The 24,311-nt window shown below is 45.0% G+C and carries 18 protein-coding genes; 13 read left to right on the top strand and 5 right to left on the bottom strand.

The window, feature by feature from the left end:
* The first annotated feature begins 16 nt into the window (after nt 1-16).
* Nucleotides 17-1,033, top strand: coding sequence for a LacI family DNA-binding transcriptional regulator (locus MKZ13_RS09390; protein ID WP_339183540.1), 1,017 nt, complete (start codon nt 17-19; stop codon nt 1,031-1,033).
* 298 nt (nt 1,034-1,331) lie between these two features.
* Here the strand turns inward: MKZ13_RS09390 and MKZ13_RS09395 are convergent, their stop codons facing one another.
* Together MKZ13_RS09395 and MKZ13_RS09400 are read right to left on the bottom strand one after the other, a co-directional pair.
* Complete coding sequence (locus MKZ13_RS09395) at nt 1,332-2,396, bottom strand: phosphodiester glycosidase family protein (RefSeq protein ID WP_237176197.1); 1,065 nt, start codon at nt 2,394-2,396, stop codon at nt 1,332-1,334.
* Entirely contained in the window at nt 2,393-2,803 is a 411-nt protein-coding gene (locus MKZ13_RS09400) for a hypothetical protein (protein ID WP_237176196.1), read from the bottom strand. Before MKZ13_RS09400 ends, MKZ13_RS09395 begins: the two co-directional genes overlap by 4 nt.
* A 439-nt stretch (nt 2,804-3,242) precedes the next feature.
* On the opposite strand from MKZ13_RS09400, the gene MKZ13_RS09405 reads away from it, so the two are divergent.
* The 3 genes from MKZ13_RS09405 (at nt 3,243) to MKZ13_RS09415 (ending at nt 6,077) form a co-directional block, all read left to right on the top strand.
* Complete coding sequence (locus tag MKZ13_RS09405; protein ID WP_017689577.1) at nt 3,243-3,899, top strand: response regulator transcription factor; 657 nt, start codon at nt 3,243-3,245, stop codon at nt 3,897-3,899.
* A gap of 136 nt (nt 3,900-4,035) precedes the next feature.
* On the top strand, nt 4,036-5,259 hold the full coding sequence (locus MKZ13_RS09410; protein ID WP_339183546.1) for a PLP-dependent aminotransferase family protein: 1,224 nt from the start codon (nt 4,036-4,038) through the stop codon (nt 5,257-5,259).
* A gap of 191 nt (nt 5,260-5,450) precedes the next feature.
* Complete coding sequence (locus MKZ13_RS09415; protein ID WP_221823024.1) at nt 5,451-6,077, top strand: FMN-dependent NADH-azoreductase; 627 nt, start codon at nt 5,451-5,453, stop codon at nt 6,075-6,077.
* 113 nt (nt 6,078-6,190) lie between these two features.
* Here MKZ13_RS09415 and MKZ13_RS09420 read toward each other — a convergent pair whose 3' ends face one another.
* Nucleotides 6,191-7,036: a DUF2161 family putative PD-(D/E)XK-type phosphodiesterase gene (locus MKZ13_RS09420; protein WP_339183549.1), complete on the bottom strand. Its 846-nt coding sequence runs from the start codon at nt 7,034-7,036 to the stop codon at nt 6,191-6,193.
* Between the two features lie 361 nt (nt 7,037-7,397).
* On the opposite strand from MKZ13_RS09420, the gene MKZ13_RS09425 reads away from it, so the two are divergent.
* The 8 genes from MKZ13_RS09425 to MKZ13_RS09460 all read left to right on the top strand — a co-directional run bounded on the left by MKZ13_RS09425 (nt 7,398) and on the right by MKZ13_RS09460 (nt 19,857).
* Entirely contained in the window at nt 7,398-9,293 is a 1,896-nt protein-coding gene (locus tag MKZ13_RS09425; RefSeq protein WP_036610009.1) for a PrkA family serine protein kinase, read from the top strand.
* Nucleotides 9,294-9,536: 243 nt separating this feature from the next.
* Nucleotides 9,537-10,544, top strand: a complete 1,008-nt coding sequence (locus tag MKZ13_RS09430; protein ID WP_339183551.1) for a globin-coupled sensor protein — start codon at nt 9,537-9,539, stop codon at nt 10,542-10,544.
* A gap of 129 nt (nt 10,545-10,673) precedes the next feature.
* Complete coding sequence (locus MKZ13_RS09435) at nt 10,674-11,678, top strand: LacI family DNA-binding transcriptional regulator (RefSeq protein WP_237176193.1); 1,005 nt, start codon at nt 10,674-10,676, stop codon at nt 11,676-11,678.
* A gap of 252 nt (nt 11,679-11,930) precedes the next feature.
* Nucleotides 11,931-14,753, top strand: a complete 2,823-nt coding sequence (locus MKZ13_RS09440; protein ID WP_339183555.1) for an endo-1,4-beta-xylanase — start codon at nt 11,931-11,933, stop codon at nt 14,751-14,753.
* A gap of 265 nt (nt 14,754-15,018) precedes the next feature.
* A complete protein-coding gene (locus MKZ13_RS09445) occupies nt 15,019-17,493 on the top strand; it encodes an EAL domain-containing protein (protein WP_339183557.1) in 2,475 nt (824 codons plus the stop codon).
* A 281-nt stretch (nt 17,494-17,774) separates the two neighbouring features.
* On the top strand, nt 17,775-17,966 hold the full coding sequence (locus tag MKZ13_RS09450; protein ID WP_339183559.1) for a hypothetical protein: 192 nt from the start codon (nt 17,775-17,777) through the stop codon (nt 17,964-17,966).
* Nucleotides 17,967-18,175: 209 nt separating this feature from the next.
* On the top strand, nt 18,176-19,135 hold the full coding sequence (locus tag MKZ13_RS09455; protein WP_339183561.1) for a HipA domain-containing protein: 960 nt from the start codon (nt 18,176-18,178) through the stop codon (nt 19,133-19,135).
* Complete coding sequence (locus tag MKZ13_RS09460) at nt 19,132-19,857, top strand: HIRAN domain-containing protein (RefSeq protein ID WP_339183563.1); 726 nt, start codon at nt 19,132-19,134, stop codon at nt 19,855-19,857. The genes MKZ13_RS09455 and MKZ13_RS09460 overlap by 4 nt, the downstream gene beginning before the upstream one ends.
* Nucleotides 19,858-19,999: 142 nt before the next feature.
* On the opposite strand, the gene MKZ13_RS09465 is transcribed toward MKZ13_RS09460, so the two are convergent.
* The gene (locus tag MKZ13_RS09465) at nt 20,000-21,436 is read right to left on the bottom strand and encodes a SpoVR family protein (protein ID WP_221823042.1); all 1,437 of its coding nucleotides are present in this window, start codon (nt 21,434-21,436) and stop codon (nt 20,000-20,002) included.
* Entirely contained in the window at nt 21,433-22,602 is a 1,170-nt protein-coding gene (yhbH, locus tag MKZ13_RS09470; RefSeq protein WP_339183565.1) for a sporulation protein YhbH, read from the bottom strand. The genes MKZ13_RS09465 and yhbH overlap by 4 nt, the downstream gene beginning before the upstream one ends.
* 253 nt (nt 22,603-22,855) lie before the next feature.
* On the opposite strand from yhbH, the gene MKZ13_RS09475 reads away from it, so the two are divergent.
* The gene (locus MKZ13_RS09475) at nt 22,856-24,190 is read left to right on the top strand and encodes an MFS transporter (protein ID WP_339183567.1); all 1,335 of its coding nucleotides are present in this window, start codon (nt 22,856-22,858) and stop codon (nt 24,188-24,190) included.
* The last annotated feature ends 121 nt before the right edge of the window (nt 24,191-24,311 follow it).

The following is a 24,311-nucleotide window of genomic DNA, read 5'->3' on the forward strand; positions in this document are numbered from 1 at the left end:
CAGGGGAGCGAAGAATGTGGTCAGTATCAAGGATATCGCCAAACAGGCGGGAGTTTCCATCTCTACTGTGTCATATGCGCTGAATGGCAGCAACAAAGTGACCGATGAGACGAGTTCCAAAATTTTGGCCATTGCCAAAGAACTGAACTATGTTCCAAATGCCGCAGCAAGAACACTGAAGAAGAGGGAATCCAAAATTCTAGGTGTATTCTTGACCGATTTTAGAGGAGATGTGTATGGAGACTTGCTGAGTGGCATGAAAGCCGTATGTAATGCTCAAGGTTATGACCTGATCGTGTGCAGTGGTAAACAATCCCATCGCATGCTTCCAGAGAGAATGATTGATGGTGCGATCATTCTGGATCATACGTTTGCAAGTGAGGAACTAATGCAGTATGCCGATCGTGGGCACAAAATCGTTGTATTGGACCGTGAGATGGATCATCCCAACATTAATCAGGTTCTGCTGGATAATAAGGCCGGGGCGACACTTGCGATGGAACATCTGATTGAACAGGGACATAAGAAAATCTACGTGGTGACAGGACCGGAAGGTTCGTTTGACTCTGTGCAACGGTTAAAGGCTGTGAGACAGGTTGCGGAACGTGAAGCCGATGTGGAATGGATTGAGATCACGGGAGATTTTGAGAAGAGTGGTGGAGAACAAGCCGCAGATCAGATTGTGCAGGTGTATGATGGACCCGCAGCGGTATTCTGCCTCAATGATGAGATGGCTATTGGCTTGTGTGATCGTCTGGCAGACAGTGCACTCGGCGTTGGTCAGGAGATTGATGTCATCGGATTCGACAATATTGAATTGAGCAAGTATGTCCAGCCGAGATTGGCAAGCATTGATTATTCCAAACGCAAGTGGGGATCGCTCGCTGCTGAACAATTGATCAAGATTATTGCTGGAGAACCCGTCGATCATGAACGAATTTATGTGACATTAGTTGAGGGTGGGTCGGTGAGTGGGCCTATTCCGTCTGATTCGATTATATCTATGCGGAATGATCGGGCGGTTAGCTATTGATCCCGAATACAGCAAGAGACAAGGCTTAGAAGAATCGAATCATTCTTTTAAGCCTTGTCTCTTGCTATTTCGAGGATGAAGCAATAGAAAAAGCCTCTCCGGAGAGAGGCTTGGCCTTTACAAGCCTTTTGTTTTGTCATTGTTGTAGGATGAAGTGAGAATGCCTGTAATGAAGAGAGTCAATACGATTGCAATAATCCAGAATGTCAGTGAAAATGACATGCCCTTCGCACCTCCTGCACAAGCTCATTTTCTTCTATTATAACCATTATAGGTAGAAAAGAAATGCTTCACCCTATTATTTGTAAAATAAAAAGTGTGTGGGCACCGGTCTGAGGCTGCCATCTGAAGGGTTATTCACGACCCGATTATTCAGAATAAGCGAGGATGATCCACCGCCATCCAGATTATAGGCGTCGATCACCCCAAGCTTGTACAACCGCCCTTGCAGCTCTTCAAGGGTAGCACCGGAACTTCCGCCCTCATTATATCCGTCAACTACAATAATCAATAACTGATCATCCTTATAATTGCCAATGACTGTACGTGGTGCTCGTTTGGGTGATACCTTCCACTTGTCGGGAATTGCAGTTTTACGTCCATTCTGTAGCAGCACGGGTACAAACGTAGCCCCAAATTGTGGTTGCAGGCGATCCAGTGAGTTTTTGTCGAAGAACTTGCCTCCGACCAGTTTGCCGGCATCGTTAAGTCCTACAAAAAACAGATCTTTGAAACTGGCTTGGAACCCGTTCACGTATTTCCCGTCCATGACGGTTGTGCTAAGTGGATAACGTTTGCCGCCACTGTCAGCAAATCCACCTGCGTTGATCCCGGCAATTGCGCCGTTACGCTTCACAGCCTGCATGGTTGTCTCAGAACGCCCTGGTTCACTGTCTAGAGCCATCTGCATGGCCGTCGGGTCTTTTAGCTTGATCTTCATGGCATAGCCCTTATAGCTGCCAGGATTCACTCTGTACAGTTCAATCGTTAACCGGTCACTGTCTACCCGTTCAAATGGAACGCCAAGCTTGGATGAAATCCGTTTGTTGTAGATCATTTCCGGACGATCCGCTTGGGCGGAAGCCTTCTGTACAAGTGTAGACATCGTACTAGTTGTTTTATTATAGAGCTGTGTCGTTCTTTTAATAGAAGAAGAAGTCTGGACAGCAGCATCTTTTGCCCCCGCAAGCTCTTGGCTAATTGCTTGGGTCCGGGGTGTAATCGTATCCTCTGACAGTTCGGTAGGCATCAAACCTCCGGGTTCAAGTGGAGGACGAAGCAGCAGCAGGCATAATATCAATCCAACAAAAGGAGCGAGTGCAAGCATAAAAAAACGATTAACCTGTTTGACGGGTGTAATCATTTGAGCAGGTCCATCTTTTTCTGGAGTGTCTCCAGTTGTTTTTTGACTTCGCTCAGCTGGGTATACAGTTTGTTGCTGTTATCCGTTTTGTCACTTGCATTATCCTTGGTGAAAGTCAGCAATTCATTGAAGGATTGAACCTGTCCCTGCAGATCTTCTACTTCCTTAGATATCGTTGTTAGCTGATTTTCGTAGTCGGTTTTTAGTGCTGCAATCTGCTGCTGATTATGGGCTTGAAGCTGGTTAATCATCTGTTGCTGGAGATGGTTACTATAATAGTAGGTTCCAACGACTCCTAGTGCAATGAGAACAATCCACATTACCAGAAACAGCTTGATTGAAGATCCAGCCTTGCCTTTGGCGCTCCGGGTGTGATGGATGTCAGAGGACGGGGCAGATGTTTTCATATCATCACTCCTGGTCATTTATAGGTACAAAAAAATTTCCAGTCCTCATTCTATCATGCCCCTATTGATTACGCAAAAATGAAATTCTTTACTTAATAGAGTAAAAAGAGATTGCATCGGAAGGAAGTCCTAGGATACAATTTCTTATAGATGCAATAAGTAGGAACTTTGGGCAGGTTTTTCGACTTTTTTAGATAGAAATGCAGGAAATTTATACTATATTTTGACCTTCCCGGGGATGGGAAGATGGACGTCATGGTGTTTTTATAACAAAATACAGTGAAAATAGAGCCTTTTTATCGGCTTCCTCCTGTATTTTTCTGTTTTTCGACATAATCCGACCTATGCTTCTTCTATACTCGGATTGTCGCATAGACGATGAATTCATCATGACAGAATTTAAAAGTTATTTGTCCAATACATAACAGGGGGAACAACAATGAAAAAAGTATGGCAGGTGGTCATCATAGATATCCACCCCACCAGCATGCTCGGTACAAAATTGATTTTGGAAGAGCAGCAAGATCTGACGGTACGTGGCATGACTTCGACCGGAACAGAAGGGCTCGATCTGGTGAATATTCACCAGCCTGATCTGATTCTAATGGATTATCGTCTTCCGGAGGGTCAGGCAGATCAATATATTGCCCAGATGAAGAATCTGTCAGCTCACAGTCACATCATTATTTTGACGGATGAAGATAATGTGAAGCTGTTTCGTCATCTGATGAGCCTTGGTGCAAGCGGCATGTTATCCAAACAGGCTTCCCCTAGCCAGCTGATTCATCTGATCTCTGGATTACGTGAGGGCCATGTGTCCATTCCATTGTCGTGGTTAAACAGTGCGGAGTGGGCGCAACCTGTGGAGTCTCCGACAGAAGCACGTGTCATTGAATTAACAGAAACCGAAACTTTTATCATGGAAAGAATTGTTCAGGGTGTAACCTATGATAAAATAGCGAATGAGATCAACGTTAGCAGACGTTCCATTGATAATTACCTGCGTAAAATATACGTGAAGCTGGAAGTAAGCAGTAGAGCACAGGCCATTGAACGTTATGCCTTGCATGCAAGACAAGTGAAGACGGGATCCTGACGAAACAGGTTTGTTCTTCCCATGATCACAACAGTTCGGTATGCATCCGGTCATATTCGATGGCGAGCAGGAATAGGTTGTAGGGCTGCGGACTGCGAGTACAGTTTCGGAATAGGGATGAAAGGGGAACGGATCGATGAAATATTTCTTTGCTTCCCGTACCAACAGGCTTTTGTCATCACCACTGAGGGATATACGTGAGATGTCTGGCAGGGATTATTTCATATCTCTGGCAGAAGAATTGCCTGCGGAGGAGTTGTTTCCTTTCAAATTGTTGGAAGAAGCAGCCGTGTCTGTCTTTAGTTCAGGCCCCTCCGCATTGCAATATGGAGAGCCAGCAGGTTACTCCCCCCTAAGAGAGTGGCTGAACAAAGACTGGAATGCACGCAAAGGCATACGAACGGTACCCGAACAGATTCTGTTGACCACTGGTACCCAGCAGGCCATTGATCTGGTGATGCGTCTATTGCTTGAGCCAGGAGATTCTGTACTGGTTGAACATCCCACATCTCCAGGCTGTCTTGAGGTTCTGGAGATGCAAGGAGCCAAAATTGTGCCCGTAATGGGTGATCGGGACGGCATACTGCCAGACCTTTTGGAGCATCACATGCAGCAGGTTAGACCGAAGCTGCTTTTTGCTGCACCCAGTTTCTCGAATCCGACCGGTGCTTTGTGGAGTATGGAGCGGCGGGAGGCAGTCCTTGAGCTGTGTTCGCGCTATGGTGTACTGCTTGTGGAAGATGATTCTTATGGAGAGCTCCATTTCGATGGCCTTGAGCCAACGGAATTCTATCGTAAATATCCTTCACTTTTTGCACTGGATACTGCCGATCAGGGTGGACATGTTCTCTACATTGGTTCGTTCAGCAAAACGGTAGCGCCCGCTCTTCGAACCGGATGGGCTGCTGGACATCCTGCGCTGATTCAGGCCATGGCCTCGGTTAAACGAATTGCAGATGGTCAGTCCAGTCCGATGAATCAGCGGCTGTTGTATCAATTGCTTGCCCATTCCCCTTTTCGTTGGAGTGATCACCTATCCATGTTGAATCGGGAGTATAAGACAAGACTCAAACTGATGCTTGAACTGTTGAAAAGACCTGGCTGGAAAGGGTGTCAGTACAACATCCCTGAGGGCGGAATGTATCTGTGGGTACAGTTGCCTGAAGGATTGGATAGTGGCGCTCTGCTTAAAGCGGCTTTGCCCAAAGGTGTATCCTTTCTTCCTGGATCACTATGTTCTACAGGTGTACAGGATCAACGTTATATTCGATTGAACTTTAGCCATCCGGGCCGGGATGAATTGCTGCTTGGCATGAACCTGATCAGTGAAACCATTGCCGAATTTACGGCTCGTAGCTAAGTCAGATCAAAAATAGATTTTGTAGCAAAAATTAAAATGGGTTCATGACCAAAGTGATTACGTTATTGCATCCACTAACATTTTTATATATAATATGAATTAATGAGTTGTTGGTTTCTTTATATAAGCTACAATGGTGGCCGGTTCAGAAAATGCACTCATATATTTTATCTAACGGGGGAAAATTCAACATGTCTAATATTTTATTTGTTAAAGCAAATGACCGTCCTGCAGATCAAGCAGTCAGCGTTAAATTGTACGATGCATTCTTGAGCGCATACAAAGAGTCTCACCCAGGTGACACAGTTACTGAGTTGGATCTCTACAATACAGAATTCCCATTCTATGGTAACACTGCTATCACAGGTACTTACAAAGCAGCTAACGGTTTTGAACTGACAGCTGACGAGCAAAAAGCAGCTTTACTTGCAGCACAATTGCAAGATCAATTCCTGGCAGCTGACAAAGTTGTATTTGCATTCCCACTGTGGAACTTCACTGTTCCAGCTCCATTGGTAAACTACATTGCTTACCTGAGCCAAGCTGGTAAAACATTCAAATACACTGCTGAAGGTCCTGTAGGACTTGCTGGCGACAAAAAAGTAGCTTTGCTTAACGCACGTGGTGGCGTATATTCCGAAGGCCCAATGGCAGCTGCTGAAATGTCCCTGAACTTCCTGAAAACAGTTCTCGGCTTGTGGGGCATTCAAAACCCAGAAGTGGTTATCGTTGAAGGACATAACGCTTCTGCAGATCGTGCTGAAGAAATCGTTACTGCAGGTCTGAAATTGGCTTCCGAAGTAGCAGTAAAATTCTAATAGCAATCATTTATATAGAACACATCAAAACGCCTGTAGTCTCCAGTGGAGATTACAGGTGTTTTTTTTGCATTCTCATTTTTTCGTATCCGTTACTTTCAGATGATTCAGAATCAGATCTTGCCTGTATTTTTCAAGTACTGCTCCGCTGTTTCAGCGATGTATGCAAGGTCGTCCTTATTTTCACCAGATACAGAATACGTTACATCGAGTTCATTAATAGTTCGTTCAATCATATCATTATCCTCAAGCATGTGTGCATGCTCGGTTAACGCCTGTACTCCCTTAATCGTCAAAATATATTTTCCACGGGAGAGGCGTTCAAACCAGCCATAATAATTTTTTTGCAGAATCCCTGCTGCAGAACCTACGCCTGTCTGTCTGGCAAGGTTGGCTGGAGAGGCTTCTCCGTTCGTCCGTAGAGCGGATGCGACACGTAAAGCCTTCTCACGATATGCTGTGACCAGCTGTCTTCGTGTGCTGCCTCCCGTATTGTAGTCTCCGCTGCGTTCGTCGAATTCCTTGAGCAATCGTTTCCGCCGAACACCGCTTTTGCGAGCAACTTGATTGGCGCTAGTAAGGGGTGTCTTGGCTGAAGGTTCGCACAGTACATCAATCAGGGGAGCTTTGGTTTTGTAAAATGTGACAGTCAGTAGCCCCAGACCGAGCTGTCTGCATAGTGCGGTCAGTTCGCTCCAGCGTTGGTTTACGGCTCCGCGTTTACTGCGATTGCGCTCGACGGCCAGATACACGAACGGGCTAAGTTTCAAGCGCTGCATGCCCTGTAGTAACAAGGAGAGGTTAAATGTTTTTTTCATCTCCACAATGAGTGGTTCGTCCTGGTCCGATCTGACTCCGACGAGGTCACAATGTCTGACTTCCGCCTTGACGTCGAAGCCACGCTGCTCGAAGAAAGCCTTCACAGGCGAATATAATTCGGTTTCGTATTTCACTGCCATCGTCCGTGCTCCTTTCCAGAAGTGGCCTGTCTCTGACCATGTGTTGTCCGGTTTCCTAAATTTAGAACCCTCATTATATCATATTCGTTCTTTTTTTTCTGAAGGCACAAGATGTCTGATAGAACAGGGAAAAGCCAAAATTCGAAGTGGTTGATTGAAAAAAAGAGGTCAACTTATCCGAATTGCCGCATAGGTATGTAATACACTTTTCACAACAAAACAAGACGTTTGGACAGAGGGTGGCGGGACTACACAGAACCGCAAGATTGGTATTCAAGCAGGAGCCGCAATTCTATTGATTTCTTCATACCATTCGGAATGGTTGACAATCACACTAAAGGAGCCATGGGAGGTACCAAGCATGAATATTTTTGAACGCGTTGCGGAACATCGGGCAGAGAGTGACCGTTTGACATGGAACGGAACATTTGAAGATTATATTGCACTGCTGAGAGAGGACCCGACTCCGGCAATGACGGCTCACGCCAGAGTGTATGAGATGATTGAATCGTTTGGCGTTGAAGAAGTAGGTGGGCATAAGCGGTACAAGTTTTTTGAACAGGAGATTTTTGGACTGGATCGTTCGATTGAAAAGCTGGTTGAAGAATACTTCCACTCGGCAGCACGTCGTTTGGATGTACGGAAGCGGATCTTGCTCCTGATGGGTCCCGTAAGTGGAGGGAAATCGACGCTGGTGACACTGCTGAAGCGGGGGCTTGAACAGTTCTCGCGGACAGAGAAAGGTGCCATATACGCCATTGATGGATGCCCGATGCATGAGGAACCGCTGCATCTGATTCCACTGGAGCTTCGTCCTGAAGTGGAAAAGGAAATTGGAGTCCGTATTGAGGGTAACCTTTGCCCATCCTGCCAGATGAGACTCCGTACCGAATATGGTGGTGATATCAGCAAGGTACCGGTGGAACGGGTCATTGTTTCCGAAGATAATCGCGTGGGAATAGGAACGTTCAGCCCATCCGATCCGAAATCACAGGATATTGCCGATCTGACGGGTAGTATTGACTTCTCCACCATTACGGAGTTTGGTTCCGAATCCGATCCACGTGCCTATCGTTTTGATGGGGAGTTGAACAAGGCAAACCGTGGGTTAATGGAGTTCCAGGAGATGTTAAAATGTGATGAGAAATTCCTGTGGAATCTCCTGTCACTTACGCAGGAAGGGAACTTCAAAGCAGGACGCTTTGCCTTAATCAGTGCGGATGAAATGATTGTGGCGCATACGAATGAATCGGAGTATAAGTCTTTTATCTCCAACAAGAAGAATGAGGCACTGCAATCCCGGATGATTGTCATGCCGATTCCGTACAATCTGAAAGTGTCCGAGGAAGAGAAAATCTATGCCAAGCTCATTCAGCAAAGTGACATGAAGCATGTTCATATTGCACCGCATGCACTGCGGACTGCAGCCATTTTTTCGATACTTACCCGCTTGAAGGAAACGAAGAAACAAGGCATGGATCTCGTTAAAAAGATGCGCATGTATGACGGTGAAGAAGTGGAAGGATACAAAGAAGCCGATCTGCGCGAGATGCAAAATGAGTATTTGGATGAAGGGATGTCCGGCATTGATCCGCGGTATGTCATTAACCGGATCTCCAGTGCTTTGATCAAGCAAAATCTTCAGTGCATTAACGCGCTGGACATTCTGCGGGCGATCAAGGACGGTCTGGACCAACATGCTTCGATTACAAAGGAAGAGCGGGAGCGTTATTTGAACTTCATTGCTCTTGCACGCAAGGAGTATGATGAACTGGCCAAGAAGGAAGTGCAGAAAGCATTTGTGTACTCATTCGAGGAATCCGCAAGAACATTGTTTGAGAACTACCTCGATAACATTGAAGCATTCTGCAACTGGTCCAAGATTCGTGACCCGCTCACGGATGAAGAGATGGACCCGGATGAGCGTCTGATGCGATCCATCGAGGAACAGATCGGGATCTCCGAGAATGCAAAGAAAGCGTTCAGAGAAGAGATTCTGATCCGAATCTCGGCATACTCCCGCAAGGAGCGCAAGTTCGAATACAGCAGCCATGACCGTTTGCGTGAAGCGATTGAGAAGAAGTTGTTCACCGATCTGAAAGACATCGTCAAGATCACAACCTCAACCAAAACACCGGATGCAACACAATTGAAACGTATGAATGAAGTCATTAAACGCTTAATTGAGGAACATGGATACACCGCAGCCAGCGCGAATGAACTGTTACGTTATGTGGGCAGTCTGCTTAATCGCTAATCGGCAACAAACCATTCCGGATCAGGCTCCTGATGTCTGCTGTGAGGCTCCTTCACAGCAGAGTCAGGGCCTTTTTAATTACATGAAGGTCATATTAATCTAAAAAGCTGATAAATAAGGTTAATTTTAAAGAGAATTAGTTCTAATGGTATATGTATATTTAGGTATTTTAGTCTATAATCAATACATATATTTACAATTTAAAGTAATTTAGTGTTTATTAAGGAGCTGACTGAACCCGATATGAGCAGTATTTCCGCAACAAGACAGAAGCAACTTGATTACATGGGATTAACCACAGGGGATCTAAAACTACTTGCCGATCATCGGCCTGTTTTTAAAAAAGTCGTTAATGAAGTGGTGGATCATTTCTACAATCATGTGGGAAATTATCCTGAATTGGTAGATCTGATCGCAAGATTCTCTACCATTGATCGTCTAAAAGAAACGCAGAAGATGTACTGGTTATCGATGACGGATGGAATCGTGGACGACGCATATATTGAGCAACGGATTGCGATTGGACTTGTGCATTCACGGATTGGTCTGTCTGAAGATTATTATCTGGGTACCTATATGGTCTACCTGGATATTGCAACGAGCATATTCCAACAGGTTATTCCTGATTCCTGGCATCTTGTCATTCAAGCGCTCAGCAAAATGTTCAATCTGGATTCACAGCTTGTCCTTGAAGCCTATGAGAAGAAAGAAAAAGAAAAGTTACATCAGCTTGCCGATGACCAACAACATACATTACAGGCAATTACGCAGATTACCCAAGAGCTTACAGGCATGATTAGTGAATTAAATGAAAGTGCAATGGCTATATCGAGTGTTGCCAAAGAAACAGCGGCTTCTCAGGATCAGGCTCAGGTTCTGCTTACCGAATTAACAGGAGAGATCCAGCAGATCGGAAAAATGGGTGAACTCATTCGCGAGATATCGGATCAGAGTCATCTTGTCGGCCTGAATGCAGCGATTGAAGCTGCTCATGCAGGAGAGTTTGGACGTGGCTTCGAAGTAGTCGCTAGTGAGGTGCGCAAGCTTGCAGCCAGTTCCCGGGATGCCCAGGGTAAGATTCAGTCTAATCTGGAGAAGATCATGAAGAAACTGAGCAGTGTGCAGCAGGAGTCGGATCATACGTCTCGCGGAGCACGTAGCCAAGCTTCACGCTCGGCTGAACTCGCTGTATTTGCAACAACAATGGAGAAACTGTCTCTGGATTTGAAGAATCTGGAACAGCAGGAATAGAGCTTAAAAGCATTAGGAACCTTCCATACCGTTTCAGGCTGTTTTAAGCTATAATGGGTAGACAAACCTGCCGATGTTATAGAAAATGCAGCCGGAGACAGGGGATTCGAAAGAGGTTGAGGTGATCAGATGGCTTCTATCCATGATGTAGCCAAGGAAGCGGGAGTATCTGTTGCAACCGTTTCCAAAGTGATAAACGATTATCCTGATGTAAGTGAAAAAACACGCAAAAAAGTCAATATAGCCATCGAATTATTGAAATATCAACCCAATGTGGTCGCACGTGGACTCGTCAAACGCCGTTCATGGACGGTGGGCGTACTGTTAACGGTTCCGTTTACGAACCCTTTTGTGTCGGAGTTGCTGGAAGGGATCAAGACAGCGCTGGAGAACAGTGGATATGACCTGGTCCGGTTGTCTACTCGATTCGATGATCCGGCGTACTCGTTCATCAAACATTGCCGCAGTCGTAATGTGGATGGCGTTGTGGTATTCGGGGAAGGCAGAGAAAACACGAGTATTCAGGAACTGGTGGATGCAGAGATTCCAACGATGTTTGTTGATACGGACATGTTGGGCAAACGTGCCGGTTACATTACTACGGATAACGCGAACGGGATCTCGATGGGTGTCAAACATCTGCATGAGCTTGGGCACCGCAAAATTGCCTATATCTCAGGGACACTTGGACCTGCCGTAGCCAATCTACGATTGGAAGGATATCGGGAAGGGCTGCGAGAATGCGGCATCCCGTATTCTACGGTATATCTGGAGATCTGCGATTATTCCTTCGACGGAGGAAGCAAGGCCGCCCGACGATTGCTGGCACTTCAGGATCAACCAACGGGAATTGTCTGTGCATCAGACATGTCTGCTTTTGGTGCGATTCATGAAATTGAAAAGCATGGACTGAGTGTACCAGAAGATATCTCGGTTGTCGGGTTCGATAACACGTATTATGCTGAGGTATTCAAACCGGGGTTGACCACGGTGAATCAGAATATCTATTCCATCGGCATTAAGTCCATCGAATATCTGATTGCCATGATCGAGAATCCATCTTATTCTCCTCCCGTGGTGACGGAACCTTCCAATCTGGTTGTCCGTCAGACCACAGCACCTTTAAAAGTGTAAATATGTAATGACGGTGACATGGAGCACAGCTAACAAGCTGTGCTTTTTGTCGTTTTATCTTATTGTGAAGTTTTTAAAATAAGTCCTATAGTTTAACGGGTAAACAAAGTTCGCTGGCAATCGTATAATGAAAGTGCTTACAATTTCTGTTCAATAACGACTATCCAATCCTGCACAACGATCTTGTAAAGGGCTGGCGCATGACAGAACAAAGGTTACTCTTCACAAACAACCAACCAAGGAGGAGATCGGATGCATTTGAGAAAATGGTGGAGCTTGTGCTTGTCGGCTGTATTGATCTTCAGTTTGTTCCCAAGTGTGGGAACAGGAGGGACACGTGCTGCGGCTGCGGACGTTAAGACTGGCGATGATGAAGTACTGTTTGAGGCTAATTTTGAAGATGGTGTGTTGGGACAATGGCGTCCACGTGCGAATGAGAAACTCGATATTGTCACGCAAGTAGGTCACGACAGTACACGGAGCCTGAGAACCTCTTCCCGTACCGAAACGTTCCATGGACCCTTAATTGAAGTAATAGACCATGTACAGAAGGGCAGCACGGTTCATATTTCATTTTGGGCCATGTACGATGAAGGGCCGGACAGTCAGGTCATTAACGGTTCACTGGAGAAAGAGTACAATAACGACGCTTCAAGTCGAGAATATGCTACGTTTGCCTCTGCAACTCTGAACAAGGGACAGTGGAAAAAAATCGAGGCAGATGTGGTGATCCCTGGAGAAAATAGCGGCATCACCGGATTCCGCATGTATGCAGAGACACCTTGGAAGACGTCAGCGGAAGTGACGTCGGCGGATACGATTACTTTTTACGTGGATGATGTACTGATTACGGAAGCCGAAAAAATTGAAATAGAGCCGAACATTCCGAATCTAGTGGATGTTGTGGGACAACACTATGCAATGGGAGCGGCAATCGACCAGTCTGCACTGGACGCGGAAGATCCGCATTCCCAGCTGTTGACGAAACATTTTAATAGTATTACAGCTGGAAACTTTATGAAAATGGATGCGATGCAGCCTCAGGAAGGACAGTTTGTCTGGTCAGAGACAGATCGCCTGGTGAAGTTTGCCGAAGCAAATGACATGGAAATCAGAGGTCATACGCTGTTATGGCATAGTCAGGTGCCGGATTGGTTCTTTACGGATCCGGTTGATGCTTCGAAACCTGCCACGCGGGAACAGTTGCTTGCACGGATGAAAACGCATATTCAAACCATCGTGAGTCGGTACAAAGGAAAGGTTCATACATGGGATGTCGTCAATGAAGTCATCTCAGACGGAGGCGGCTTGCGGAATGAGGCCAGTAATTCCAAGTGGAGAGATATTATTGGGGATGTGGATAGCGACGGAGATGACAGTGATTACATTGAACTGGCTTTCCGTTATGCACGTGAGGCTGACCCCGATGCGGTATTGGTGATTAATGACTATGGAATGGAGGGCAATGGAAACAAGGTAAATGATATGGTGAAGCTTGTAGAGAAGCTGCTTGCCAAAGGAACACCCATTGATGCGGTTGGATTCCAGATGCATGTGTCGATGTACGGACCGGATGTAAAGCTCATTCGTGAGGCTTTTGAGAAAGTGATCGCTCTTGGTGTGAATGTACAGGTTACAGAGCTGGACGTTTCGATCTATTCAAGTAATTCTGAACTGGAGATGCCTGTCACAGATGAATTAATGCTGCAACAAGCTTATCGTTATCGTGAACTGTTTGACCTGTTCGAAGATTTGGGGAAACGCGGCGTGATGGACAGTGTTACGGTCTGGGGACTTGCAGATGATGGTACATGGCTTGACAATCATCCGGTCAAAGGACGCAAAGATGCACCGTTGCTGTTTGATCGTAAATTAAAAGCAAAACCGGCATTTTGGGCACTGGTGGACCCTGCCACCCTTCCGATCTATCGTAATGAATGGACAGCATTGAAGGCCAGCCCTTCTTTCCCGAATCATAAAGGACAGGAAGATATTCTTTGGGGTGCTGTGAAAGGACTGGAAATTAATCATCTGGCAGATGGTACATCTGCGGTTACGGGTGAGGCTCGTATGATGTGGGATGCCAAAAAGGTGAATTTACGAGTGGAAGTGAAGGATACCACACGTCGCAAAGGGGATCAGGTGCAGGTTTTCCTCGCGGAAGAAGTCAAGGGGACAGGTGCTGCAACTTCTGAAGCTGATCTGTCTGCCAAGAAGAAAAATCCGCCGTCTGCCAATGGTCAATATACATTTAAACGGGATGGTGGTAAAGGCAAAGATAAAAATACTTACAATGTACAGGAGACAAAAACCGGTTATGTTGTATACGCATCACTGCCTATGTCAGCTGCTTTACTTACTGAAGGCCAGGTCTTGTCTCTGGATTATCGGATTACGGATGAATATGCTGCTGGAAAGACAGCGACCATCGTTTGGAATGATATTTCCAATCAACAGCCCGACAAACCAGCCAACCGGGGCAAACTGAAGCTCGGTTCTGTCTTGAAACAAACCAAGGTCACTTATGGCAAACCTGTAATTGATGCAAAAAAGGATAACGTCTGGAAAAAGGCTGCATCTGTTAAAACGGATGTCTGGGTGGTCGGAAACTCCGGTGCAACGGCGACTGCACAGCTGTTATGGGATGAGAAATACCTGTACGTATTGGCAGATGTGAAAGATCCTTTGCGAAGCAAATTAAGTTCTAATGCACATGAGCAGGATTCGATCGAGATTTTTATCGACCCGAGCAAAGATCAGACAACATTCTATCAGGAGGATGACGCCCAGTACCGGGTCAATTTTGATAATGAGGCTTCTTTTGGAGGAAATGCACGGAAAGAAAGTTTCAAATCAGCTACCCGATTAACAAGCGGAGGGTATACAGTTGAAGTGGCAATCCCACTAGATAGCGTTCGTGCTGAAGGGCAAAGATGGATTGGATTTGATCTGCAAGTTAATGATGATGGCGCGGGGGATGGCAAGCGAAGCAGTGTGTCCATCTGGAGTGATTCATCAGGTAACTCTTATCAAGATACTTCCGGTTTTGGCAGTCTGTTATTGACTCGCAAATAGAATATTTTGTTGTGAATTAGAATATGAAAAAGTTAGCTAATCAACATCGTATATCTGGAAATAAGTGTTGATTTTAAGGGCTGGGACGTTTAGACTATATACATTCAAATAAACGGGTTCCAATGTATGACAACGGCTTCAACTAAGTCTGTGGTCACGAGTCAAATGATGCGGAGGGAGTGCCTGTCATCCAGACAGCGCACTCGCTTCTTTTTTACATTTTTGCATACATACAAGGCATTTCCCGGTCGAAAGGAAAGAGTGAGTGGAGCACCTACATGGTACGTACAACTTAGAACTTGTTATTTTATCCTATATTATTGCATCGTTAGCTTCATACGCAGCCCTTGACCTTGCAGGCCGTGTAAGTCAGGCTAGCGGGATGGCGCGGAATGTATGGCTTACCTGCGGTGCAGTCTCGATGGGGCTGGGAATTTGGTCCATGCATTTCGTAGGTATGCTGGCTTTTGTTCTGCCTACGCAAGTCTCCTATTCCACCGGTAAGGTTATTTTATCTGTTCTACTTGCTATTGTCGCATCAGGGGTGGCCTTGAACATTGCGGGTAGACAATCGGGCAGGATAAGCCAGCTTATGATTGCTGGAGTGCTGATGACAGCGGGGATCAGCTCGATGCATTATGTGGGAATGGCAGCGATGTCAACTCCGGTTACGTATGAACCAGGCAGAGTGGTGTTATCCATTCTGATTGCAGCGCTTGCTTCCTTTGCGGCATTGTGGCTCATGTTTTTCTTCCGTTATCATCAATCAAGACATACCTGGGTTTACAAGATGGGCAGCGGTCTCATAATGGGGATTGGAATCTCTGGCATGCATTATACCGGGATGTCAGCCGCGCATTTCCATCATTCACATGGCTCGATGGTAAGTTCAGGTATGCAGATTGAGCCAGGCATTCTCGCCTACTTGATCGCATCGGGCACATTTATTGCTTTGGGCTTGACGTTGTTTGGCATATTTATCAATCAGCGAATGTCACAGAAAGATCAACGGATTCATGAGAACGAGCAATGGTATCAGGCCTTGTATCATAACCATTCGGATGCCATTATTTCAGTGAACAAGGAAGGGATTGTCAAAGGTATTAATGCTGCTGTAACAACAATCACCGGATATCCTGAAAAAGAGGTCATGGATCGTTCCATTGATGATATCGCTCAGCAGATCGATATCGAGTGGATAAGTGAATTTGATTCCATCGATTGGGATGATCATGGGCTGGAGCAGGCGCACTACATGGCCAAAATGAGAGACATACAGGGTGAACTTCTGGACCTTAGTATTGTTGTAGTTCCTGTTGTCATTGATGGCAGACATGTGGGAAGTCACATTTTGATCAAAGACGTTACAGAGGAGAAACAGGCTCAGGAGAAGATTCGTCACCAAGCTTTGCATGATCCGTTGACGGGGTTGCCCAATCGGCGCAAGCTGGATGATGTACTGGCTTGTACGATTCACGATTCAGAAGAAAAAGGGAATTCTTTTGCCGTTATGGTGATGGATATAGATCGTTTCAAGATGATTAATGACTCGCTGGGACATTCCATTGGAGATGTATTTCTAAGAGAAGTCAGCAACCGGATCATGAAAGCCATAGAAGCTTCTGATCCCTTGGCTATGGAGAATGTCATGCTGGCCCGGATGGGTGGTGACGAGTTCACACTCGTTGTGACCCAGGATCAAGCGACAGAAGTACAAGTGGCAGAACTTGCAAAACAGATTGTTGAAGCCATTCAGTTACCTTATCGACTGAAGGAGAATGACTTTTACGTAACCGCCAGCATTGGAATTGCGATGTACCCGGATCATGGAGTTGGCGTGGATGCTTTGCTGAAACATGCGGACTCCGCCATGTATGAAGTGAAGAAAAACGGCAAAAATGGTTTCCAATTCTACACTGCTCAACTGGATTCGGAACTTTATGAACGCATTGAGCTGGAGGGTTATCTTCGTAAAGCTTTGGAACGCGATGAGCTGGTCCTGTACTATCAGCCACAGATTCGTACCGAGGATAGCCGCATGATTGGTGTGGAGGCTCTTATACGTTGGAACCATCCACTCAAAGGTCTGCTCGCACCCAATGTATTCATCCCGCTTGCAGAAGAGACAGGCATGATCTATGAGATTGGCAATTGGACGCTGCGGGAGGCATGCAGGCAGATGAAACTCTGGCATGCCAGTGGCGGACCACTCATTCCGGTATCGGTTAACTTGTCCAGCCAGCAGTTTCACCAATCCAACTTAGTGGAACAGGTCAAGAATGCCCTACATGAGACAGGGCTGGAGGCCCGTTATCTGGAGCTGGAGATTACAGAGAGCATGATGATGGATGCAACAGTGTCCACGGCAATCCTGAAAGAACTCACGGCACTGGGGGTAAAAATCAGCCTGGATGATTTCGGTACGGGATACAGTTCACTCAGTTATCTGAAGCATTTCCCGATTCACAAGCTCAAGATTGATCGTTCGTTTGTGACGGACATTACTGAGAGTCACAGTGATCAAGCCATTGTGGCGACCATTATATCAATGGCACAGAATCTCAAGATGGAAGTCATTGCGGAAGGCATTGAGACGAAAGGTCAACTGGATATTCTGATGCAGAATGATTGCCGCGAGATTCAGGGGTATTATTGCAGTCGTCCGCTGCCAGCAAGTGAAGTGGAGCATGATTTTTTTGTACCGCTGCGGTTGCAAGGTAATGGTATCCCGCCAGTATAATCGTTTGAACATTTCAATTAAAGGATCTTACAGTTTAGCTGAACTATATCTTAAACGGCAAGTCCCCAATCACGTGTAGGGAACTTGCCGTTTTAGTTTTTAGAACAGTTTGTAAGGGGAATGATTAGAAAAGAGAGAGTTAGGACCTGCTGTATTTTATATGATTGATATTATTGGTAATCCTAAGATTGATGGCTGAGATGTAACATGGTTGTATGCTATAATTCAGGTGAAAGTTCTATTTAGCAGTTTAGCAATATCATTGAAGGAGGTTGTGAGGGATGAATTTTAGTCTTAAAGCTCCTGATGGCACTATCATTGAATCCTATGAGAAGGATCATAAGGAATTCATTCGTATTGCCGGTCTGGAATATGAAGTTTATAACCTGGGGGATGAGCCAGACTCCGATCCGGATATACGGCAAATGATTGAAGCTTCCGAGAAAGACATTAAACAAGGCAAGCTGTATTAAACAGATGACTTGATTGGGTTGAAGTAAGAGTGATTGAAATAGGTACAAAATGTCCCATACTAGCGAGTATGGGAACAAACAAAAGCCCCTAACATCATCAGGCTTATTTAGTTGATCCTTACATGTACACAACATATAATTTAATAAAACGAGGGTAATTCTCCAATACATTTAAGTAAGAAATCCTGCAAATAGGAGCCGAACAGTCTATGTATACTATCCTGGATATTAGCAATTGGAAAAGCGAAACATTAAGTGTATCTGGCTCCAAAGAGAAAAGATGGTATCGGCATCCAGAAAATAATAAATTAGTTTTATTTAAATTGCCCGTTTCTTTGACAAGTGGAAACAAAATCATCGAGGAAGTAACGGGAGAGATGTGGTCCGAGAAATTAGCTTCTGACATAGGAACAGTATTAGGGTTTAATGTTCATAAAGTTGATATAGGCTGTGTTGAGGCGAGTCCTGTTTTTTTCCGAGATTATTATTTAGATGAAGCAAGATTTCAAGGTGTTTCGTTAATATATGGTGCATTGTGTCATTCATTTATAGAGGAAGACTTGGAGAGTCTTATTGAGGGCGCTGACATGATCATGGAATTCGATGATAGTTATGACCGCCAGCGTTTAAAAGGAAACAAAGAAATATATAGTTATCAATTATTATTAAAGTTGTTTGCTCAGAGAAATATGTTGGATGACTTATATAAAATGATTATATTTGACACACTTATCGGGAACACAGATAGACATCAGGATAACTTTGGGATAGTCAGAGATGAAGTTTCTTCGAGAATCAGTTTTGCGCCATTCTACGATAACTCATCGTCTCTTGGTAGAGAGTTACCTGAACGTAGAATAGAACTGATGTTTAAGGACAAACAAATGTTCCATTCCTATCTATTTAATAAGAAAGCATCTCCCCAGATACGTTGGGGGAATATTGAAGATAATAGGAAAATGAATTTTTTTGAATTTTTACAAAAGGTGATTCAAATATCTCCTGAGATTAAAAAATACGCTTCAGCGCTTTTACAATTAACTGATACTAAAATTTATCAGTGTATTAATGAAATTCCTTCTGTTGTAATGAGTGATATTCAAAAGGAATTTGTTAACAGGTTTTTAGTTGTACGGCGTGACTTAATGTTAGAGGAGTTATTGAAATGAAATATATTTATAATAAACTTTTGGTATTTTGGAAAGGTCCTCAAGGGGAAAACTTTTTAGTGGGAATTCTTGAAAAAAAGAACAAAGTATACATTTTTCAATACGAAAATAACTCTCTAAATGCCGCTAAAGAACATGGTTTTTCGCCTTTCATCGGCTTTAGTGACGAAATTAAAGTGTATAAAAGTGATAAATTATTCTCAATTTTTGAGCGAAGAACTCCAGGTGTTAACAGAGCTGTTTTCAAGAAGTTACTGCAAGAACATAATCTCAGCAATGGAGAAGATCTAGTATGGGACTACTTATGTTTGACTAAAGGCAGATTAGCAACAGATTCGCTTTCACTTATCGCTCCTGTTGTGTATGAAAATCAATCGTTATTATTAGATATCGAAATTGCGGGATGGTCATATACAAAAAAAAATAATAAACAATTATCAAAGGATACTAGGTTAGCTTTGCAATACGACAATGAAAATCCAAACGATGAAAGGGCTATTCAGGTTCTGAATTTCGAGAATAATGAAAAAGTCGGATATATCATGAAGCCTTTCAATAAATTATATTATTGTTTAATGGAGAATGGATTCTCATTAATCCCCACAATTTATATCTTTAATAAAGAAGATGGAAGACCAAGTTTGTTAATTTATTGTCCTCAAATTACGAGAGAGACACTTGAAAAAGAGAAAGAATTTCAATATTTGATTGAATATCGATAATATCCACAAAAAAGCCAAGCGGCAAGTTCCCGTGTATGTCGGGGACTTGCCGCTTTTTTATGTCTTATTTTTTATTAAACATTAAACTCATCCATGATAAGAGTATTTATATTTTCGTTTCCTATAATGATAATCGAAAACCTTACATAAATTTACGGTGGTGCTTCTTGCCGTCATACGTAAACCAGATCGGTTTATCCTCGACACGTGTCTCTACATGTACTGTACGCCCCCAGAGGCGATACAGATAAGGCATGGTGCGCTCCATATATTTCAGATCCAACTCAATGCCTTCATATTGATGTTTCAGCACGAGTTCCCCGGTCCGCATATAGTCGGCATCTTGCACAACCAGATAAGGGGAACCTCCGTTGACACGTGAGAATACGAGCTGATCCCGTATGTTTTCCCAGGACTTGTCGGTAATTTTCCAGTCCGGGCCTTTTTTCTCAAAGACGTAAAGGTCGAGGTCCTCGGTTAATTGTTTAGTCATGTAATTCCGAATAAAGGAGGTATCGGAATCGAATTCACGCACCTCGAACATTTTCGCACGACCCTGGCCTGGTTTACGGCCCCAACGATCCTGTTCTTCCCGGGTTGGGTTATCCCAGCGGCGTTCAATATCCTCGAAAATCTTCAGTCCCAGATAATACGGATTCAGACTTTGTTTGGATGGCTGCACCACGGAGGAGTTGAGCTTCGCGAATTCGATCGTATCCTCACTGTTGAGATCGAGTTCACGGATAATGCGTTGATGCCAGTAAGAAGCCCAGCCTTCGTTCATGATTTTCGTCTCCATCTGTGGCCAGAAATAAAGCATCTCTTCACGCATCATACTCATGATATCCCGCTGCCAGTCCGTCAACACTTCCGAGAATTCCTGAATAAACCACATGACATCCTTCTCCGGTTCAGGCGGAAAGTGATGGACCTGAATGCCTTCGGCTGGTGTATCTTCGGTCTTCACATCATCAAGCGACCATAAATCATCATAGCGACCTTCCGGTTTGGGTGCTTTCTCACCGCGCTGCTCCCGCATTTTCATCTCCATGTAACGTTGTTTGTCCAAATGGCGGGGTTTAATCAGCTGTGGGTCCACATGTTCCTGAATTGCGATGACGGCATCGATAAATGCTTCAACCGCTTCCGTTCCGTACTCCATCTCATAATTGCTGATGCGATCCGCCGTAGCAGCCATGCTTTCGACCATATTACGGTTGGATTTGGAGAAACGGGCATTGTTTTTGAAAAAATCACAGTGTGCCAATACGTGGGCTACGATCAATTTGTTCTGAATCAGGGAATTGCCATCCAGCAGGAAGGCATAACAAGGGTTGGAGTTGATGACAAGCTCATAAATTTTGCTGAGTCCAAAATCGTATTGCATTTTCATCTTATGAAATGTTTTGCCAAAGCTCCAGTGACTGAATCTGGTCGGCATGCCGTAGGCTCCAAATGTATAAATAATATCCGATGGGCAGATTTCGTACCGCATGGGGTAATAGTCCAGACCAAAACCATTGGCAATCTCCATAATCTCGGCAATAGCGTATTCTAGGTCGCGGATCTCATCTGTCATCTAACGCTGCCTCCTTCCCGTTTCTGGAAAAAGCTGCGCAAAGCTTTGTACACTTCGCCTTTTTCTTTGATCACATAATACATGAACTGATCCATCTTGATATGACGATAAGCCGACATCAGTGTGCTGCTGCGGTTATACTGATTCACCTCGCCGTATCCAAACATATTGCTACGCTTCATTAACTCCCCGATCAGCTTCACACACCGTTCGTTATCCGAGGTCAGATTATCCCCGTCAGAGAAGTGGAAAGGGTAGATGTTGTAGCTGGAAGGTGGATAACGGCTGTCAATAATATCCAGCGCCTTCATATATACAGAGGAGCAGATGGTGCCTCCGCTCTCGCCACGGGTAAAGAACTCTTCTTCGGTTACTTCCTTGGCTTCCGTATGATGGGCGAGGAAAACAATCTCAACTTTCTCATACTGACGGCGTAGAAAACGGGTCATCCAGAAGAAAAAGCTGCGCGCGCAGTATTTTTCAAACGAACCCATGGACCCGGATGTATCCATCATGGCAATAATAACGGCATTGGATTGTGGAATGATTTTGTCTTCCCATGTCTTGTAGCGCAGGTCATCCGGACTGATATGATGGATGCCTGGCGTGCCAGTCGTAGCATTGCGACGCAGATTTTCCAGAATGGTACGTTTCTTGTCAATATTGGACTGCATGCCTTTTTTGCGAATATCGTTGAAAACTACCGTATGTGTCTCAATCAGATCCTTGTCTTTCTGCTTCAGATCGGGTAATTCCAGCTCAGCGAAGAGCATATCTTCCAATTCCTCAATACTCACTTCGGCTTCCACAATATCATGACCAGGCTGATCGCCAGCTTTTTCGCCTTTGCCGGGTTTCTGCGAAGCAGCGGGGTCACGACCGATGACGTCTCCGACCTGACTGTCACCGTCTCCTTGACCGACATGTTTTTGCTTCTGGTAGTTATACACAAAACGGTACTCATCCAGACTGCGGATTGGTACCTTGATGATTTGTTTTCCATCAGACATGATGATGTTTTCTTCCGTAATCAGATCAGGCAGATTCTGCTTGATGACATTTTTCACCTTTTGCTGATGGCGCTGCTGGTCCTGGTACCCTTTGCGGTGAAGCGACCAATCTTCCTTCGACACGACGAACGAGTAAGGCTGGTGTGAATTTGACATGTAGGCACCCCCATTGATTACGCGGCACAGTTTGGCCTGTCGGTAATTAAGTATATTCACGGGCGAGGACGATATGTGATGAGAGTGGATATAAAATGATACAATTACGCAAGTTCACCTTGGAGGTAAGGTGAGTCGCAAGAACAGAACTGCACCATTTTTTACAGAAACAGTGAACAAGTGTGATATCCTTCCTTTACAATAGGAGAAAGACATCAATCATTATAATAGTTGCATGTAAAGGAAGGATTATGTGAATAAAAAGGCGATCAAGGCTTGGATTATGTATGATTGGGCCAATTCAGCTTATGCAACAACAGTACTGGCGGCAGTACTGCCTGTATTCTATGCTTCGGTGGCTGCAGCAACGCTGGATACGGATACCGCGGCATCCTACCTGGCCTATACACACTCCATTGGCATGTTGTGTGTAGCTCTGCTAACACCGCTGCTTGGCACATTGGCTGATTTGTCAGGACGAAAAGGCGACTTCCTGCGTGTATTTGCAATCATAGGCGTCCTTGCCACATTGGGATTCAGTGCAATCGGTGAAGGGGACTGGTTACTTGCTTCCGCTTTGCTGGTCATATCTACAATCGGTTTTGCGGGTGGTAACACCTTTTACGATGCAATGCTGCCGGATCTGGTACCTGTTGAACGAAGAGACATGATATCCTCCAAAGGATATGCCTATGGTTATATTGGAGGAGGTTTGCTGCTTGCGGTGAACCTGCTGATGATTCAGCAACCGGGCTGGTTCGGGATGACCGGTACACTGGCAGGCACAAGACTTGCTTTTATCTCCGTCTCGTTGTGGTGGTTGCTGTTCTCAATACCGATCTTTCGTCATGCTCCGAGACGTCCTGCATCACCGGACATGCCCGGCTCGTGGACAGGGTATGCTGCGGTGGGCGTGCGCAGACTGCGGCAGACCTTTCGTCAGATGCGGCGTTTTCCCCAGTTAATCCGCATGTTGGTGGCTTTTTGGTTTTTTAATGACGGCATTAATACCATCATTCTGATGGCTACAATCTATGGGACAAGTATAGGTATCGGCACAACCGACCTGATGCTCGCGCTACTGTTAACCCAGTTCATCGGGTTCCCGTGTACATTGTTATTGGGAGCATGGGCACAGCGTTGGGGAGCAAAGCATGTATTAATTGTTAGCTTATCGGTCTACATATGTATTGTGATTCTTGGTTATTTCATGACACAAGCGATCCACTTCTACGTGCTCGCCGGGCTGGTTGGTGTTGTGCAGGGTGTGAGTCAGTCCACAGCTCGTTCCCTGTTTAGCAATCTGATGCCGGCAGGCAGAACAGGAGAGTATTTTGGTTTTGTGAATATTACAGGCAAATTCTCTTCGATCTTCGGTCCATTTGTGTTCGGTTATGTCGGACAGATCACGGGTTCCACGCGTTGGGGCATTCTGTCACTGATTTTCTTCTTCGTCGCGGGCATTGCTGTATTGTTAACCGTGAAGATACAAAAGGGGATGCAGGATGCTGCATTGGCAGATCAGGAAGAAGGGCGTAATGGGAGCTTCGGAGCTCCTGGGAAGAGTTCAAATGTAAGGTTCACCTGATGATTGTTCAACGGTTTTCATAGTAAGCTTCTCAACCGATTACGCATGGCTTCAGGCATTGTTCCTCACAGAACATGTCTGGAGCTTATTCGCGTTTGTGCAATCAGAACATAGTTGATCA

The sequence above is a fragment of the Paenibacillus sp. FSL R5-0701 genome, from assembly GCF_037973995.1.
Classification (GTDB): Bacteria; Bacillota; Bacilli; order Paenibacillales; family Paenibacillaceae; genus Paenibacillus.